At 73.0% G+C, this 17,159-nt stretch carries 15 protein-coding genes; 12 read left to right on the forward strand and 3 right to left on the reverse strand.

Going from position 1 to position 17,159, the window contains the following annotated elements:
* The first annotated feature begins 96 nt into the window (after positions 1-96).
* From ACZ6W9_RS32570 to ACZ6W9_RS32610, 9 genes are all read left to right on the forward strand, one after another.
* Positions 97-885, forward strand: coding sequence for a TIGR03936 family radical SAM-associated protein (locus tag ACZ6W9_RS32570; RefSeq protein ID WP_389969111.1), 789 nt, complete (start codon positions 97-99; stop codon positions 883-885).
* Positions 886-982: 97 nt separating this feature from the next.
* Positions 983-3,976 (forward strand): Rne/Rng family ribonuclease, encoded by a 2,994-nt coding sequence (locus tag ACZ6W9_RS32575; protein ID WP_470121206.1) that lies wholly within the window; start codon positions 983-985, stop codon positions 3,974-3,976.
* Positions 3,977-4,244: 268 nt separating this feature from the next.
* Positions 4,245-4,547 (forward strand): 50S ribosomal protein L21, encoded by a 303-nt coding sequence (rplU, locus tag ACZ6W9_RS32580; RefSeq protein ID WP_470121208.1) that lies wholly within the window; start codon positions 4,245-4,247, stop codon positions 4,545-4,547.
* A gap of 19 nt (positions 4,548-4,566) precedes the next feature.
* Positions 4,567-4,824 carry a 50S ribosomal protein L27 gene (rpmA, locus tag ACZ6W9_RS32585; RefSeq protein ID WP_012893687.1) on the forward strand — a complete coding sequence of 86 codons (258 nt, stop codon included), beginning with the start codon at positions 4,567-4,569 and terminating at the stop codon, positions 4,822-4,824.
* 103 nt (positions 4,825-4,927) lie between these two features.
* Positions 4,928-6,280 (forward strand): GTPase ObgE, encoded by a 1,353-nt coding sequence (obgE, locus tag ACZ6W9_RS32590; RefSeq protein WP_470121210.1) that lies wholly within the window; start codon positions 4,928-4,930, stop codon positions 6,278-6,280.
* A gap of 87 nt (positions 6,281-6,367) precedes the next feature.
* The gene (proB, locus tag ACZ6W9_RS32595; protein WP_362937485.1) at positions 6,368-7,492 is read left to right on the forward strand and encodes a glutamate 5-kinase; all 1,125 of its coding nucleotides are present in this window, start codon (positions 6,368-6,370) and stop codon (positions 7,490-7,492) included.
* A gap of 24 nt (positions 7,493-7,516) precedes the next feature.
* Positions 7,517-8,806, forward strand: coding sequence for a glutamate-5-semialdehyde dehydrogenase (locus tag ACZ6W9_RS32600; protein ID WP_389968947.1), 1,290 nt, complete (start codon positions 7,517-7,519; stop codon positions 8,804-8,806).
* Positions 8,807-9,066: 260 nt separating this feature from the next.
* Entirely contained in the window at positions 9,067-9,723 is a 657-nt protein-coding gene (locus ACZ6W9_RS32605; RefSeq protein ID WP_389968949.1) for a DoxX family protein, read from the forward strand.
* 154 nt (positions 9,724-9,877) lie between these two features.
* Complete coding sequence (locus tag ACZ6W9_RS32610) at positions 9,878-11,623, forward strand: serine/threonine-protein kinase (RefSeq protein ID WP_389968950.1); 1,746 nt, start codon at positions 9,878-9,880, stop codon at positions 11,621-11,623.
* Positions 11,624-11,652: 29 nt separating this feature from the next.
* Here ACZ6W9_RS32610 and ACZ6W9_RS32615 read toward each other — a convergent pair whose 3' ends face one another.
* Both ACZ6W9_RS32615 and ACZ6W9_RS32620 read right to left on the reverse strand, forming a co-directional pair.
* Positions 11,653-13,257, reverse strand: a complete 1,605-nt coding sequence (locus tag ACZ6W9_RS32615) for a multicopper oxidase family protein (protein ID WP_389968952.1) — start codon at positions 13,255-13,257, stop codon at positions 11,653-11,655.
* Positions 13,250-13,657, reverse strand: a complete 408-nt coding sequence (locus tag ACZ6W9_RS32620) for a hypothetical protein (protein WP_470121214.1) — start codon at positions 13,655-13,657, stop codon at positions 13,250-13,252. Before ACZ6W9_RS32620 ends, ACZ6W9_RS32615 begins: the two co-directional genes overlap by 8 nt.
* A gap of 108 nt (positions 13,658-13,765) precedes the next feature.
* Between ACZ6W9_RS32620 and ACZ6W9_RS32625 the strand changes: the two genes are divergently transcribed.
* On the forward strand, positions 13,766-14,668 hold the full coding sequence (locus ACZ6W9_RS32625) for a LysR family transcriptional regulator (protein ID WP_389968956.1): 903 nt from the start codon (positions 13,766-13,768) through the stop codon (positions 14,666-14,668).
* 145 nt (positions 14,669-14,813) lie between these two features.
* The gene (locus tag ACZ6W9_RS32630; RefSeq protein ID WP_389968958.1) at positions 14,814-15,254 is read left to right on the forward strand and encodes a YybH family protein; all 441 of its coding nucleotides are present in this window, start codon (positions 14,814-14,816) and stop codon (positions 15,252-15,254) included.
* A 182-nt stretch (positions 15,255-15,436) separates the two neighbouring features.
* Here ACZ6W9_RS32630 and ACZ6W9_RS32635 read toward each other — a convergent pair whose 3' ends face one another.
* Positions 15,437-16,462 carry a M48 family metallopeptidase gene (locus tag ACZ6W9_RS32635; protein WP_389968960.1) on the reverse strand — a complete coding sequence of 342 codons (1,026 nt, stop codon included), beginning with the start codon at positions 16,460-16,462 and terminating at the stop codon, positions 15,437-15,439.
* 73 nt (positions 16,463-16,535) lie between these two features.
* Between ACZ6W9_RS32635 and nadD the strand changes: the two genes are divergently transcribed.
* The gene (nadD, locus tag ACZ6W9_RS32640; RefSeq protein WP_362937512.1) at positions 16,536-17,156 is read left to right on the forward strand and encodes a nicotinate-nucleotide adenylyltransferase; all 621 of its coding nucleotides are present in this window, start codon (positions 16,536-16,538) and stop codon (positions 17,154-17,156) included.
* Positions 17,157-17,159 lie beyond the last annotated feature (3 nt).

Genomic DNA, 17,159 nt, shown 5'->3' on the forward strand with positions numbered 1-17,159 from the left:
AGGCCGTGCGTGAGCGCGGCCGCCCTTCGACGAACCACGATCTGGAAGGACGACACCACCCTGAAACCCGTTCCCGACGGGCCTCCGCCCGCACCCGTGGCGCAGCGGCTGCGTGTCCGCTACGCCAAGCGTGGCCGCCTGCGTTTCACGAGTCACCGTGACGTCTCCCGGGCCGTGGAGCGCGCCGTCCGGCGCGCCGGCGTCCCGGTCGCGTTCAGCGCAGGCTTCTCGCCGCACCCCAGGATCTCCTACGTGGGCGCGGTCGCGGCCACCGGGGTGGCGAGCGAGGCCGAATACCTTGAGATCAGCGTGACGCGGGAGTGCGACCCCGAGTGGTTGCGCACCGCGCTCGACGACTCCCTGCCGCCGGGCGTCGACGTGCTCGACGTCGTCGTGGCGGGCGCCGAGAGCCTGGCCGACCGGCTGGAGTGCTCGGCGTGGGAGATACGCCTTCCGCAGGCCGACCCCGTCCTTGCGAGGGAGGCGGTCGAGCGGTTCGTCGCCGCCGAGCGGATCGAGGTGGAGCGCATGACCAAGAAGGGTCTGCGCCGCTTCGACGCTCGGGAGGCGGTGCTGGGCCTCGAGGTGACCGAGGGAACAGAGAGAACCGAGACAACAGCAGGTCAGGGGTCCGGTCGGCCATGTGTCATACTTCGCATGGTTGTACGGCACGCAACTCCTGCCGTTCGACCCGACGACGTTCTCACCGGACTGCGTCTTCTGGCAGGCTTCGCGCCGCCGGTGCCCCCCGAGGTGACCAGGCTGGCGCAGGGACCGCTGGACGCGAGTACCGGTGGGCCCGCCGACCCGTTCGGCCTGGACCGCGACATGACGCGCGGCGGCGAAACGGAACCGGTGGGCCGGCACGTCGGCGGCGATCTATAGGACTTGGCGCCGGGCCGCGCGGCCCGGCGTACAGCGAGAGACGAGAGCTCCCGCGCGGCGCGGAGACGCGCCCGGGAGCTGACGGGAGAGCGCCCGCATGCTCGACAACGAGCCCGGCGCCGGGGCGAACGGCCCCGGCGAGGACAGAACAGAACAGATCCAGCCGGCCCGCCGCAGGCGGTCCGCCAGCAGGCCGGCCGGCCCTCCGCCGGAGGAGCCGGAGTCCCCGCCCGCGGTGCTGAACGCGCCCGCGTCGGTGACGGCCCCGCCTGCCGCCGAGCCGGGGGAGCCCGCGGCGTCCGCGGCGGGCCTGCCGCCCGAGCCGGTGGTGACGCCGACGGCCGGACCCGCCGGGACCGAGGACGTACGGCCCGCCGCCCAGGAGCCCGGAGCCGAGCCCGAGGCCGTGCCGGAGCCGGTGAAGCCCAAGCGCGCGACCCGGCGCAAGGCGGCCACCACCGCCGAGGCTGAGGTCGAGGCGGCCGAGGCGGTGCCCGCGAAGCCCCGGCGCAGCCGTGCGAAGAAGGCGACCGCCGAACCGGTGGCCGAGCCGGATGCCGGTGCGCCCGCCGAGACGGCCTCCGTGCCGCAGGCCCAGGCGTCCACGCCGTCGGCCCAGGAGTCCGCGGAGGCGGCGTCCGCGCCGGAGACACCGGAGGCCCCGCAGGCGCCGGAGACACACGAGGCCCGGCAGGCGGAGGAGAGGCCCGCGCCGGCCAAGCGCACCCGTACCCGCAGGAAGGCGGCTCGGCAGGAGGCCCCGGAGGCCGAGCCGGTCGCCGAGGCGGGCGAGTCCCCGGCCGCGGCGCCGGCGGAGGCCGCCGGCACCGCGTGGATCACGGGCGGCGCCGAGGCCCCGGGAGCCCCGGAGGCCGCGTTGCCCGGGGAGGACGCCGCGGACCTCCTTCCGGAGCCGCCCGTCGATGAGGCACTGGACGACGAGCCCGCCGGTGAGGACATCGTCGAGGAGCGTCCCGGCCTGTTCTCCGACCCCTTCGGGATGGCCGAGCGTGAGCGCCCGGAGGTCCCGGCGCTGAACTTCCAGCCGCCGGCGGCGATCTTCCAGCCGCTCTTCCAGGCCCCTGATCCGCACCGGGCCGAGGCGCCCGCCGCGCGTCCCGCGCCGGCGCAGCCGGAGGCCCAGCCCGAGCCCGCCGAGCAGGCCGAGGAGGAGACGTCCCCGGAGGGCGTCGACGACGAGGCCGAGGGTGACGACGAGGCCGGTGGCCGTCGCCGTCGCCGCCGCAGGGGCGGGCGCGGCCGGGGCCGCACCCGTGACCTGGAGGAGGGCGAGGAGGAGGAGCCGGAGCAGGCCGAGGAGGAGTCCCCGGCCCAGCCCCAGGCCGCCGAGCAGGCCGAGGAGGAGACGGGCGGCTCGCGCCGCCGCCGTCGCCGCCGCCGCAGGGGCACCGAGGAGGCGGACGAGGGGCCGGACGATCCGCCGAACACCGTGGTGCGGATCCGCGCGCCCCGTGCCGGCCGCAGCCTGCTGGACGAGGTGCAGAGCGTGCGCGGCTCGACCCGCCTGGAGGCCAAGAAGCAGCGCCGCCGCGAGGGGCGCGAGCTCGGCCGCAGGCGTCCGCCGGTCATCACCGAGTCGGAGTTCCTGGCCCGCCGCGAGTCCGTCGAGCGCATGATGGTGGTCCGCCGCACCGGCGGCCGGACCCAGATCGCGGTGCTGGAGGACGGCGTCCTCGTCGAGCACTACGTCAACCGCGAGGCCGGGCAGTCCTACGTCGGCAACGTCTACCTCGGCAAGGTGCAGAACGTCCTGCCGAGCATGGAGGCGGCGTTCGTCGACATCGGCAAGGGCCGCAACGCGGTCCTGTACGCCGGTGAGGTCAATTTCGACACCGTGGGGCTGGAGGGCCAGCCCAAGCGGATCGAGGTGGCGCTGAAGTCCGGCCAGTCGGTGCTGGTGCAGGTCACCAAGGACCCCATGGGTCACAAGGGGGCGCGGCTCACCTCGCAGGTCAGCCTGCCGGGCCGCTACCTGGTCTACGTGCCCGACGGCTCGATGACCGGGATCAGCCGCAAGCTCCCCGACAAGGAGCGCACCCGCCTCAAGAGCATCCTGAAGAAGGTGATGCCGGAGAACGCCGGCGTCATCGTCCGCACGGCCGCCGAGGGCGCCTCCGAGGAGGAGCTCGGCCGCGACGTGGCCAGGCTGTCGGCCCAGTGGGAGAACATCCAGCGCAAGGCCAAGTCGGCCAGCGCGCCGGAGCTGCTGTCCTCCGAGCCCGACCTGACCGTCAGGGTGGTCCGCGACGTCTTCAACGAGGACTTCGCCTCGCTGGTCGTGGCGGGCGACGAGGTGTGGGGGACGGTCGACGAGTACGTCCGCTATGTCGCCCCGCACCTGGCCGACCGGCTCAAGAAGTGGGACGGCGACGGCGACGTCTTCGCCGCCTACCGCATCGACGAGCAGATCGCCAAGGCGATGGAGCGCAAGGTCTGGCTGCCCAGCGGCGGTTCGCTGGTGATCGACCGGACCGAGGCCATGACGGTGGTCGACGTCAACACCGGCAAGTTCACCGGTCAGGGCGGCAACCTCGAGGAGACGGTGACCCGCAACAACCTGGAGGCGGCCGAGGAGATCGTCCGCCAGCTCAGGCTGCGGGACATCGGCGGCATCATCGTCATCGACTTCATCGACATGGTGCTGGAGAGCAACCGTGACCTGGTGCTGCGGCGGCTGCTGGAATGCCTGGCCCGCGACCGCACCAAGCACCAGGTCGCCGAGGTGACCTCGCTGGGGCTGGTCCAGATGACCCGTAAGCGGGTCGGGCAGGGCCTGCTGGAGGCGTTCTCCACCGTCTGCGAGTGCTGCAACGGCCGGGGTCTGCACGTCTCGGCCGAACCGGTCGAGGGCAAGCCGGAGCCGCGTGGCACCCAGGGCAAGATGGCCATCGAGAAGGCCGTCGCGGAGAAGCTCACCAAGGACGGCGGTCAGGCGGTCGCGGCCAACGACCAGTCCGGCCGTGATACGGTGACCGATGCGCTTGATGACGCTCCTGACGGAGACGCTCAGGCCATGCAGACTTCCGGCCGGGGGCGGCGACGCTCCCGGAAGGCCAGGTCGGCCGACTGACCGGGCCGCCTCGCGAATCCCGCCGTCCGGCGGCGCCGTACGGGCGTCCTGGGCGGCGGGGCGCCCGCGGGGCACGGTCGGCGGCCGACAGCTCCGGCGTTCCGCCCGGTTCGACCAGGACACCGGTAATCCGGTAAGCTGATGAACCGGTGCGCTCGTGGCGCGCCCTGTTCGCGCGTCTACCCGGTTCGTCGGTCGACATCAGTGACCATAGCCGGATGCGGGGCGCAGCATCCAGCGAGCAAGTAGTCAGAAGAAGGGTTCCGCGGTGTACGCGATCGTTCGTTGCGGCGGCAGGCAGCAGAAGGTCTCCGTCGGTGACGTCCTTGAGGTGGACAGGGTCGCCGGCGAGGTCGGTTCCAAGGTTTCGCTGCCGACGGTGCTCGTCGTCAACGATGGCGACGTGACCACCGAGGCGGGCAAGTTCACCGTCGCCGCCGAGATTCTCGGTGAGACCAAGGGTCCGAAGATCCGGATCCTCAAGTACAAGAACAAGTCCGGCTACAAGAAGCGCCAGGGTCACCGCCAGCGTTACACGCAGGTGAAGATCACCGGCATCGACCAGGCCTGAGTTTCGGGAGTTTTGCGAGATGGCACACAAGAAGGGCGCGTCGTCCACTCGGAACGGCCGTGACTCCAACGCGCAGCGGCTTGGCGTGAAGCGCTTCGGCGGCCAGCTGGTCAACGCCGGCGAGATCATCGTCCGCCAGCGCGGCACCCACTTCCACCCGGGCGACAACGTCGGCCGCGGTGGTGACGACACCCTGTTCGCGTTGGCCGCGGGTCACGTGCAGTTCGGTGTCAAGCGCGGTCGCCGCGCGGTGAGCATCGTCCCGGTCGCGGAGTAGGTTCGCACCGCCAGACGTCAACGGCAGGGGTGGGTCGCATAGGCGATCCACCCCTGTTCGCTTTATGAGCGGTTTTTCCTAAGATAGGGGTAAGAAGGCAGACATGCCGGACTTTGTGGACCAGGTGGTCCTGCACATCAAGGCCGGTGACGGGGGACATGGCTGCGCCTCTGTCCATCGGGAGAAGTTCAAGCCACTCGGCGGTCCCGACGGCGGCAACGGCGGCCGCGGCGGCGACGTGATCCTGGAGGTCGACCCCAGCACCGCCACGCTGCTGGAGTACCACCACCGTCCGCACCGCAAGGCCGCCAACGGCAAGCAGGGCTCGGGCGGCAACCGCGACGGAGCCAACGGTGGGGACGTCATCCTGCCGGTGCCCGACGGCACCGTGGTCAAGGACGCCTCCACCGGGGAGGTCCTGGTCGACCTGGTCGGCGCCGGCACCCGCTACGTGATCGCCGAGGGCGGCCACGGCGGGCTGGGCAACGCCGCCCTGGCCTCCACCAAGCGCAAGGCTCCCGGCTTCGCGCTGCTCGGCGAGCCCGGCGACGCCCTCGACGTGATGCTGGAGCTGAAGAGCGTCGCCGACGTGGCGCTGGTCGGTTTCCCCAGCGCGGGCAAGTCCTCCCTGATCGCCGCGCTGTCGGCGGCCCGCCCGAAGATCGCCGACTATCCGTTCACCACGCTGGTGCCCAACCTCGGCGTCGTCAGCGCCGGCGACACGGTCTTCACCGTCGCCGACGTGCCCGGTCTCATCCCCGGCGCGTCGCAGGGCAAGGGCCTGGGACACGAGTTCCTGCGGCACGTCGAGCGGTGCAACACGCTCGTGCACGTGATCGACTGCGCCACCATGGAGCCGGGCCGCGACCCGGTCAGCGACTACGAGGCGATCGAGGCCGAGCTCGCGGCGTACGGCAAGCTGGAGGACCGGCCGCGCCTGGCCGTGCTCAACAAGGCCGACGTTCCCGACGCCCGGGAACTGGCCGACATCGTCCGGCCGATGCTGGAGGAGCGGGGGCTGCGGGTCTTCCAGATCTCGGCGGCCACGCACGAGGGCCTGCCGGAGCTGACCTACGCTGTGGCCGAGATGGTCGCCGCCGCCCGGGCCGCCGCGCCCGTGCCCGAGCCGACCCGCCTGGTCATCCGGCCCCGCCAGCTCGGCGACACCGGCTTCGCGGTGCGCCGGGTGGACGACAACACCTTCCAGGTCACCGGGGCCAAGCCGGAGCGGTGGATCCGCCAGACCGACTTCACCAACGACGAGGCCGTCGGCTACCTCGCCGACCGGCTGGAGCGGCTCGGTGTGGAGGAGGAGCTCACCAAGGCGGGCGCCAAGGCCGACGCCGAGGTGATCATCGGGTCCATGGAGAACGGCTACATCTTCGACTGGCAGCCGACGCTCAACGCCGAGGCCGTGCACCAGGGGCCGCGGGGCACGGACAACCGGCTCAGATAACCTGCTTTCCACGGCCCCCGGCGTCCCCCGGCGTACGGGCCGTCGTGACGGGCCGCGGGGACCCCTTTTTCGAGGAAGGTACGTGTCGTGGACGATGGGCGCGATCGGATCCGTACGGCCGCACGCCTGGTCGTGAAAGTGGGCTCGTCCTCGCTCACCACCCCGCAGGGGACGATCGACGTCGACCGGGTGGACGCCCTGGTCGACGTGCTCGCCGCCCGCCGCGCGGCCGGCACCCAGCTCGTGCTGGTGTCCTCCGGGGCGATCGCGGCGGGTCTGGGGCCGCTGGGCCTGCCCGCGCGGCCGCGCGACCTCGCCACCCAGCAGGCGGCGGCCTCCGTCGGGCAGGGGGTGCTGGTCGCCCGCTACACCTCCTCCTTCGCCCGCTACGGCCTGCGCGTCGGCCAGGTGCTGCTGACCGCCGACGACATGATGCGCCGCTCCCACCACGCCAACGCCCAGCGCACGCTGGGCCGCCTGCTGGAGCTGGGCATCGTCCCGGTGGTCAACGAGAACGACACCGTGGCCACCGACGAGATCCGTTTCGGCGACAACGACCGGCTCGCCGCGCTGGTCGCCCACCTGACCCGCGCCGACGCGCTGGTGCTGCTGTCGGACGTGGACGCCCTCTACGACGGCGACCCGCGCCGTCCGGGCGCCCGCAGGCTCACCGAGGTGCGCGGGCCCGCCGATCTCGTGGGCGTCGAGCTGGGCAGGGGCGGCGCGGTCGGCACCGGCGGCATGGTCACCAAGGTGCAGGCGGCCCGGATCGCCACCGGCGCGGGCGTGCCCGTCGTGCTGACCGCCGCCGCGCACGCCGCGCAGGCCCTGGCCGGCGCCGACATCGGCACCTACTTCCACCCCGAGGGCCGCCACCCCGGTACCCGCCTGCTGTGGCTGGCGCACGCCACCACCGGCAGAGGCCGCCTCCACCTGGACTCCGGCGCGGTCGAGGCGGTGGTGGGCCGCCGAAAGTCGCTGCTGCCCGCCGGGGTCACCGCCGTCGAGGGCGAGTTCGCCGCGGGCGACCCGGTGGACCTGTGCGGGCCGCGCGGCCGGGTCGTCGCCCGCGGTCTGGTGAACTTCGACGCCGGGGAGATCCCCGGCCTGCTGGGCCGCTCCACCAGGGAGCTGGGCGCCGACCTCGGTCCGGAATATGAGCGTGAGCTGATTCATCGCGACGACATCGTCATACTGGAGACCCAGCACTAGTTTCCGGTTCGCATGGAGCGCGAGATGTCCGAGGAATTCCTGAAGGTGGCCCGGGCGGCCAAAGAGGCCGCCGCCGAGCTGGCCCCGCTGCCGCGGTCGCCCAAGGACGCCGCGCTCCGGGCGGTGGCCGACGCCCTGGTGGCCAGGGCCGCCGAGATCGTCGAGGCCAACGCGCTCGACGTGGAGCGGGCGCGGGAGGGCGGCACCTCCGAGTACATGATCGACCGGCTCCGGCTCGACGAGGCCCGTGTCCGGGCCGTCGCCGAGGCGGTCCGCCAGGTCGCCGACCTGCCCGACCCGGTGGGCGAGGTGATCCGGGGGAGCACGCTGCCCAACGGGCTGGAGCTGCGCCAGGTCCGGGTGCCCCTCGGGGTGGTCGGCATCATCTACGAGGGCCGCCCCAACGTGACGGTGGACGCCGCGGCGCTCTGCCTGAAGAGCGGCAACGCCGTACTGCTGCGCGGGTCGTCCAGCGCGTACTCCTCCAACACCGCGCTGGTGAAGGTCATGCAGGAGGCGCTGGCCGGCACCGAGGTGCCGGCCGGGGCGGTGCAGTTGGTGCCCGGTCAGACCCGCGACTCGGTCAAGGAGCTCATGCGGGCCCGGGGCCTGGTCGACGTGCTGATCCCGCGCGGCGGGGCCTCGCTGATCAACTCGGTGGTCGAGGAGTCGACGGTCCCGGTGATCGAGACCGGTGTCGGCAACTGCCACGTCTACGTCGACGCCGACGCCGACCTCGACCTCGCCGTCGAGATCCTCCTCAACGCCAAGGTCCAGCGGCCCTCGGTGTGCAACGCCGCCGAGACGCTCCTGGTGCACGCGGCCGTCGCCGACGCGTTCGTGCCGCGCGCGCTGGCCGCGCTGGCCGCCGAGGGGGTGACGGTGCACGGTGACGAGCGGATCGCCGCCTACGGCGACGTGGTCCCGGCCGGTGAGGCCGACTTCCGCGAGGAGTACCTCTCCCTCGACATCGCCGCGGCCGTGGTCGACTCGCTGGAGGACGCGGTCGCGCACATCAGGGAGTACGGCTCGGGCCACACCGACGCGATCGTGACCCGCTCGGTCACCGCCTCGCGCAGGTTCGTCGCGACGGTCGACTCCGCGGCGGTGGCGGTCAACGCCTCCACCCGGTTCACCGACGGCGGCGAGTTCGGGTTCGGCGCGGAGATCGGCATCTCCACCCAGAAGCTGCACGCGCGCGGCCCGATGGGCCTGCCCGAGCTGACCTCCACCAAGTGGATCTACACCGGGGAGGGCCACCTGCGCACCGCGACCGGCACGGTCCTCGCCCGGCCGGAGTCCCGCGCCGGATAGCCGGGCGGCCGGGCGACAGGACAGCCGGGCGGCCGGGCGACAGGACAGCCGGGCGGCCGGGCGGTCCCGCACACCTCCGGTGTCCGTGACCCTTCGTTGCCTTCCGTGATGGCGTGTCGCTCCGTGTGATCGCGGCCGGGTGCCGTTTGACTTGGTCACATGGACGCAGTGATCACGATTCCGGCCGCCGGCCGTCCTCCGTGGGAAGCCGCGGCTCCGGGAAGGCCGTCCGGTGGCCCGCGCGGCGGGCGGGTCCGGCCATGAGGCGCTCCCTCTACGACGTGGCGGCGCTGATCGCCCGGATCGTGGTGGGCGTGGTCTTCGTCGCGCACGGATGGCAGAAGCTCACGGGCGGCGGGGCCGGCGCTACCGCGGCGCAGTTCGCCGGGATGGGCGTGCCCCTGCCGGAGGCGTCGGCGTGGTACGCCATCGTCGTCGAGCTGATCGGCGGGATCCTGCTCATCCTGGGCCTGCTGACCCCGCTCGCCGGGCTCCTGCTCGCGATCGACATGCTCGGCGCCGTCCTGTTCGTGCACCGGCGCGCTCTGTTCGTCGGCGAGGGCGGTTTCGAGCTGGCCGGGGCACTCGGCTCGGCCGCGCTGCTGCTGGCCGCCGGTGGCGCGGGCCGGATCAGCCTGGATCACCTGTTCTTCGGCCGCCGGAGGGAGCGGCGGCGGCGGGACGAGGCGGGCCTGCCGTACGTTCCGCCGCTCACGGCCGGGCCCCGGCAGACCGCTCCGGCGGACCGGTCGCCGGATCAGCCGGCCGCCCCGGCGGGCCGGCCGGGGGAGCAGCCGTCCGTCCCGGCGGATCGCTCGCCGGAGGGGTCTCCTGCCCGGCCGGAGTCGTCGCCGGGGCAGCCGCCCACGTCGGCGGGCGGGTCCGGCCCTCCTCGGGGAGACGCCACGGGCCACTGATGTTTCCCCCAAGTACGGCGCGCCGCCGTAAATTCGTCGTCCCCGCCCGCTATGGTGTTGTCTCCTTTGGGCTGGAGGCAGGGAAGCGAGCGCGAGCGAGCGACCCGACAGGCACAGGCGGTCTCGGACCCATGTGGCCGACACGGGAGGGCACGTGGGGCGACTCGGGCGGATCGGCCCCTACACGTTGATGGAGCGCCTCGGCCGGGGTGGAATGGGCGAGGTCTACCTCGCCGCCAACCGCCGCGGCGAGATCGTGGCGCTCAAGATGCTCCATGACGTCGTCGACGCCGACTCCGAGGCCCGCGCGCGGCTCGAACGCGAGGTCCGCGCCCTGCGCCGGATCGAAAGCCCCTACGTCGCCCGGGTCCTCGACGCCGACCTCGCCTGCGAGCGGCCCTACCTGGTCATGCAGTACATCGAGGGCGACACCCTCCTGGAGCGGGTGCGGCGTGACGGTCCGCTCCGGGGAGCCGGGCTCGTCACCCTGGCGCAGGGGCTGGCGACCGCGCTGTCGGCCATCCACGCGGCCGGGGTCGTGCACCGTGACCTCAAGCCCTCGAACGTGCTGCTCGGTCCCGGCGGCGAGCCCGTCCTGATCGACTTCGGCATCGCCCAGGTCCTCGACGCCACCCGGCTCACCCTCACCGGCACCTTCCTGGGCACCCCCGGCTACGCCGCTCCGGAGCTGTTCGCCGACGAGCCGGTGCGGGAACCCGTCGACGTGCACGCCTGGGCCGCCACGGTCGCGTTCGCCGCCACCGGGCGCCCCACCTTCGGCCGCGGCACGGTCGAGGCGCAGATGTACGCGATCCTGAACGGCCAGGCGGACCTCGCGGGGGTGCCCGCCGCGCTGCTGCCCCTGGTCCGGGCGGCCCTGCACCGCGAGGCCGGCAAACGCCCCACCGCGGCCGTCCTCGCCACCCGCCTCGGCCGCCTGGCCCGCGCCACCGCCATCGCCTCGGCCGGGGCCGCGCCCGCGAAGAGCGCGGGGCGTGAGGGGGAGCGGAGCGCGCGCGCCGGGGAGCGCGTCGTGTCAGGGAAACCGGAGGCCCGGGCCGCCACCGCCACCGCGGAGGAGCCCCCGAAGGCCGCGAGGGCGGCGGCGAAGACGGTGGATCCCCCGAAGACCGCCAGGGCGGCGGCGAAGACGGCGGAGGCGGCCCGCGGGCCCCGGCCGGGTCCCGCGCCGGACCGGACGGTCCGGGGGAGCCGCCCCGGAGACGACGAGCGGACCCCGGTCCCCGGTGAGCCGCAGCCGCCGCGGGGCGGGCACCCCGCCGTGGCGGACGGGTCCGTGCCCGCCCGCCGGGCGGTGAGGAGACGGACCGCCCCTGCCGCGGAGGGCGCCCCGGTCAGGACGGGCCCGCTGCCCGCGGGGAGCGCGGCGCTGCTCCTGCTGGCCGTGCTGGCCGTACCGTGCGTGGTGGCCACGGTGATCTGGCCGCTGGCGACCTTCGCCGTCACCGCGGTCTTCGCCGGGCTGGCCCGCGCGATCTGGATGGGGCACTGGCTGGTACGGCGGTGCGGCTCGGCCGGGACGCGCGGCGTGCTGCGCGCGGTGACCTTTCCGCCGACCTTCGCGGTGTCGCTGGTGACCGTGCTGGCCTGGCCCGGGTTGCCGGCCGCGGGGCTCGCCGGGTTCACGCTGTGGGCGATCCTGGGCGGGGAGCTGCCGCCCGAATGGTGGCTGCGGCCCGGGCCCGTCGCCGTCGCCGGCGTCGTGTTCGGCGTCGTCTGCGGCTGGGGCGCCGGTCGTGAGATCGAGAGGGTCAGCTCGCGGATCCCCGAGCTTCGTGACCTGCGCAGGCAGGGGCTGCGCGCGCTGACCGTGCTGGGCGGGTTCGTCGCGCTCTGCGCGACGGCCGTGCGGGCTGTCGCCCTCGCGTTCGGCCTCTGACCGGCGGCCGGCGGGCACGGCGCGTGCTCCTAGACGATCTCAAGGTTGGCCATCATGCCCATGTCCTCGTGTTCGGCGTTGTGGCAGTGGAAGAGGTAGCGGCCGCGATAGCCGTCGAAACGGGTGATGATCTCGGCTGACTCACCCGGCCGCAGGGAGACCGTGTCCTTGAGGCCCGCGTCGTGCGGCAGCGGCGGACGGCCGCCGCGCGAGAGCACCCGGAAACCGGCCAGGTGCAGGTGGACGGGGTGGTGGACGTCGGCGACCAGCCGCCACACCTCGACATCGCCGAGACGGGTGACGACGTCGGAGCGGGCGGGGTCGAACGGCAGCCCGCCGATCAGCCAACCGTGGCCGCCGTCCATACGGCCGGCGCGGAAGGAGAGGTCGCGCACCCTGACGGCGTCCGACCGGCGCCAGGCCGGCAGGTCGGTGGAGAGGGTGCGGGGGACGCGGCTGTCGTCGGCGGCGCGGCGCGCGACGCGGAAGGCCATCACGTCACGGGTACGGCCCGAACCGAGCCGGTTGAGGAGCCTGACGCGGCCGCCGATCGGGACGCCGGAGAAGTCGATGACCAGGTCGTGGCGTTCGGCCGGCGCGATGGGCAGGAGCCGGTGGGTGACCGGTGCGGCGAGCAGCCCCTGGTCGGCGCCGATCTGGACGAGGTCGAGGCGGCGTCCGTCATCGGTGACCGCTTCGAGCTCGTAGTGCCGGGCGTTGGAGGCGTTCAGGACACGCAGCCGGTGGCGGGCCGCGTCGACTTCGTGCACGGGCCAGGGGACGCCGTTGACCAGGATCACGTCACCGAGGACGCCGGCGAGATAGGGCTCGCGTACGCCCGGCCGTTCCCGCAGGGCGGGGTCGAGGGCGGGATAGGCGAGGGTGCCGTCGGCGGCGAACGCGCGGTCGGTGATCACGAGGGGCAGTTCGCGCGGCCCCGCGGGCAGGCCGAGGGCGTCTTCGACGTCGTCGCGGACGATGTGCAGCCCGGCCAGGCCGCGCCAGATCGCGGGGGCGGTGAAGTCCATCCGGTGGTCGTGGTACCACAGCAATGCCGCCCGCTGGTCCAGCGGGAAGGTGTAGTCCCGCGTCAGCTCGGTCACCACGGCCCGCGGATCGTGCATGTCCCGTGTGCCGTGCCCGGAGCCGTGCCCCGTGTGTGTGGAGCGCTCCTGCCGGACTCGGGGCAGGACGAGGTCGGTCGGGTACCCGTCGGAGGCCGCCGGGGTCCGTCCGCCGTGCAGGTGCACGACGGTCGGCACGGGCAGTTCGTTGCGGTGCGTCACGGTGACCGGCCGGCCGCGGCGCGACTCGATCGTCGGTCCGGGGAAGGTGCCCTCGTACGTCCACAGCGGTGTCCTGATCCCGGGCAGGATCTCCGCGCTCGCCTCGCGCTGGGTGATCTCGTAACGGCCGGCGCCGACCGGCTTCAGCACGGGTGGGATCGGCAGCGGCACCCGGAACGGCGGCGGCAACGGTACGGCGCTGCGCAGCTCGGCGCCGGTGACCGACGGCCGGCGGGCCAGTGCGGCCGCGGCCGTCAGCCCGGCGGCCGCCGTCAGCCCGAGCGCCCCGCCGATGCCCAGCATCCGCCGCCTGGTCAGACCGCGGCTCTCGTCGTGGTCCTCACGCATCACGGGCCTCCCGCCGTGGGAAGGGCCGGCGCCAGACAGCGATGAACTGCACGGTGAGCGCGGCGATGGTCATCACGCCCAGCGGGACGTGCAGCCAGAGGGCACCGTTCACGCCGGCGAAGTACTGCACCGTCTCGGCCGTCACCACCGCCGCCGTGGACAGGAACGGCCATGCCTGGCGCAGCCGTACCCACACCACGATCGTCACGATCACCTGCAGGTACCCGATGGAGGTGACCACGTCGGCGCCGATCGCGTGCCGGTGCAGGCCGTCGAAGTCACCGGTCAGATACGCCCCGGCGAACACCGGCTGGCCGGCGATCGCCACCATGTGCGCGCTGACGACGGCTCGCAACGTCCACTCTGCGGGTTTCGGCCGATGCGCGGCCCCGGGGAGCATGTCGCATTTCTCCTCGTTCTGACCTTGGTTGGGGAACGACCCGACATTATGTCCTGTTGGTTATTTCGTCTAAGATCAATATTGCTATGATGTTATGTTCTGGGAGGCATGATGGAGCTGGGCCCGCTCAGGCAGTTCCTGGTGGTGGCGCGGCTGGAACACCTCAGCCGGGCGGCCGAGGAACTGCGCATCGCCCAGCCGTCGCTGAGCCGGACCATCGCCCGGCTGGAGAGTGAGCTCGGCACCCCGCTGTTCGACCGGAGCGGCCGCCTCCGGCTGAACGACGCGGGCAGGCTCTTCCGCGACCATGTCGAACGTTCCCTGGGCGAGCTCGACGCGGGACGGCGAGCCGTCGCCGAGGCCGCCGGCGGGGGACGCGGCACCGTACGGCTGGCGTCGGAGACCTTCCTCACCCTCACCGGCCCGCTGGCGGCCTACAGGCGGGCCCACCCCTCCGTCGAGGTCGAGCTCCACTGGTCACCGGCCGAGGACATGGCCCGCCGCCTGCGGGCCCAGGACGTCGACCTGTGCGTCGCCTCACAGTCGATCCACGCCGAAGGGCTGGAGTCGGTGCGGCTGTTCGACGAGGCGGTGGGGGTGGGCGTGCCGCTCGATCACCCGCTGGCGGGCCGTACGTCCGTGCGCGTCGACGAACTCGTCGGCCAGCACTTCGTCGCCGCCCGCGAGGGGCACTGGCAGCGGCGGCTGCTCGACCGGATCTTCGCCGCGCTGGACCGCACGCCGAAGATCGTCTGTGAGGTCGACGAGCTCGGCGCCATCGCGGAGCTGATCGGCGCGGGACTCGGCATCGGTCTCGTCCCCGCCTTCGCCCGCCGCAACGCCGCGCGTGTCCCCGGCGTCTGGATCGCCGTCGACAGTCCCGACTGCCGCCGCACGGTCACCCTGCACTGGGGCGCAGGCAGCCACCTGTCCACCGCCGCCCGCCTGATGCGCGCCACGATCACCGGCTGGGACTGGACCGCCGGCCGATCGCGGGACGAACACGGATGACGGGCTCACGGGGCGGCTCGCGGTTCCGGACGCCGGCCGTCACGGCGTGCGGTGCGGGTCGCGGCGCCCCTGACATTCCGGGGCGCCGTGTCGTCGTACCGGTGAGAGACCGGAGCGCCAGACCGAAGGGAAGGTACGGACAGCGATGACCACGCTACGCGAGGCGGACGAAGCCGGGATCAGGCGGCGGATCGACGAGATCATCGAGGGGTTGCGGGCCAAGGATCTGGAAGCCCTGCGGCGGCTTTACACGACGGACGTCGTGTCCTTCGACGTCGAGCCGCCGCTGCAGCACGTCGGGGTGGACGCGAAACTGAAGAACTGGGCGAAGGTGTTCGCGTTCTTCCAGGATGTGGATTACGAGGTCCGCGACCTGACGTTCACCATGGGCGACGACGTGGCGTTCGGGCACGGCTTCGGCCGGCTCAGCGGCACGCTGAAGGACGGGACGGCGACGAACGGCATGTGGGTCCGGGCCACCTTCTGCTTCCGGAAGGTCGACGGCCGCTGGCTGATCGCCCACGACCAGGTCTCCGTGCCGTTCGACACGGCGAGCGGCAGAGGGGTGACCGACCTCGAACCCTGACGGGTCGTGGCAGGCGTGACGGCGGTCACGGCTCGCCGTAACCGACGGCCGTCTCTCACGGACGGGACGGACGCCGCCCGCGGGACCCGGGGTCACGGCCGGTACGGCGGCCCGTCTCCGCGGTGTTCACGATGACGCCCCTGAAAGGCCCGGGAACGTCTCTCCCGGGCCTCCGGGCCGCATCAGTTGCCGTCGCGGCGGGCGAAGCGGTTGAAGATGCGCTCCCCGGCGTTGACCGCGCCCTCGGCCACGTCGCGCAGCACGCCGATGAAGGGGTCCTGCGACTGCGACCAGGACTCACGATAGGAGCGGGCGGCGGCCTTGATCTCCTCGGTGATCTTCGCGTCGGCGTCGTCGGCCCGGCGGGGGTAGTCACCGCCGATCATGCGCTCGTAGTCGCCGCTGCGGCGCCACCTGTCGAGCTCGGCGACCCGCGAGACCGCGAACGGGTGGGTGGTGCCCAGCAGGTTGAGGACCTTCAGCAGGCCGTCGCGGACGTCGCCGGCCGTGTCGTACTCGCGGGCCTGGTCGAGGAACGCCTCGATGTTCATCTCGTGCAGGCGCGAGCCGCCGGCCAGCTTCATCAGCGCGCGCAGCGCGGCCTCCGGGTCCTGACCGCAGAGCAGACCGCCGCGGTCGGCCGACAGCTCCGACTTGCGGTGCCACTCCTCCAGCCCCGCGACGATGGCGCGCAGGCCGATGTAACCCAGCGGGATCCACGCCACACGGCTGGCCAGGCGGGTCAGGATGTCGAGCATGGTGCGGTAGACGGCGTGACCCGACAGGATGTGCGCGGTCTCGTGGCCGATGACGAAGCGCAGCTCCTCGGCGTCCATCAGGTCGAGCAGACCGGTGGTGACGACGATGAACGGGTCGTCGAAGCCGATCGCCTTGGCCTGCACCGCCGGGCTCTGCTGGACGTAGATCTCCGGGATGCGGTGGAGGTCGAGGACGTAGGCCGCGTCGCGGCCCATGTCGTGCAGGGCGCGGAACTGCGTGTCGCCGGTGCGCACGGCCGAGGCGAGATGGATCAGGCGCAGACGGCGCTCGCTGACCAGGCCGGACATCTGCTTGAGCACCGTGTCGAAGCCGCTGAGCGAGCGCAGGGCGACCAGCGCGGACCGATCAGCGGGATGTTCGTAGGCGCGGGAGCTTATGCCTGGCAGCTGCACGCGGTTGCGATCCGGGGTGGTGGTCATGCCCGGCATGCTACGTCGGACCCGCCTGGTGTGCGCGGGACCGGGGAAAGCCGGTCACAGGCCGCGCGCTAGGGTCCTTGCCATGAGGAACGCATCCGGTCGCGGGGGGAAGCGGCGCCTGGGCGTCATGGGCGGCACCTTCGATCCCATCCACCACGGCCACCTGGTGGCCGCCAGTGAGGTCGCCCACCACTTCGACCTCGACGAGGTGGTCTTCGTCCCCACCGGGCGTCCCTGGCAGAAGGCCGACAAGACGGTCTCCGCGCCGGAGGACCGCTACCTGATGACGGTCATCGCGACGGCCTCCAACCCGCGTTTCTCGGTGAGCCGGGTGGACATCGACCGGCCGGGGCCGACCTTCACCATCGACACGCTGCGGGAGATCTCCGCCGAGCGCGGCCCGGACACCGAGCTGTTCTTCATCACCGGGGCCGACGCGCTGGCGCAGATCCTGAGCTGGCGTGACATCGACGAGCTGTTCACCATCGCCCATTTCGTGGGCGCCACCCGGCCCGGCCACGTGCTGCACGACCCCGGGCTCCCCGAGGGCCGGGTCAGCCTGGTGGAGATCCCGGCGCTGGCCATCTCGTCGTCGGAGTGCCGCGACCGGGTGGCCGCGGGCGAGCCCATCTGGTATCTCGTGCCCGACGGCATCGTGCAGTACATCAACAAGCGCGGCCTGTACCGGCCGGAGGACGACTGAGAG

Source organism: Streptosporangium sp. NPDC053982, from assembly GCF_055585205.1.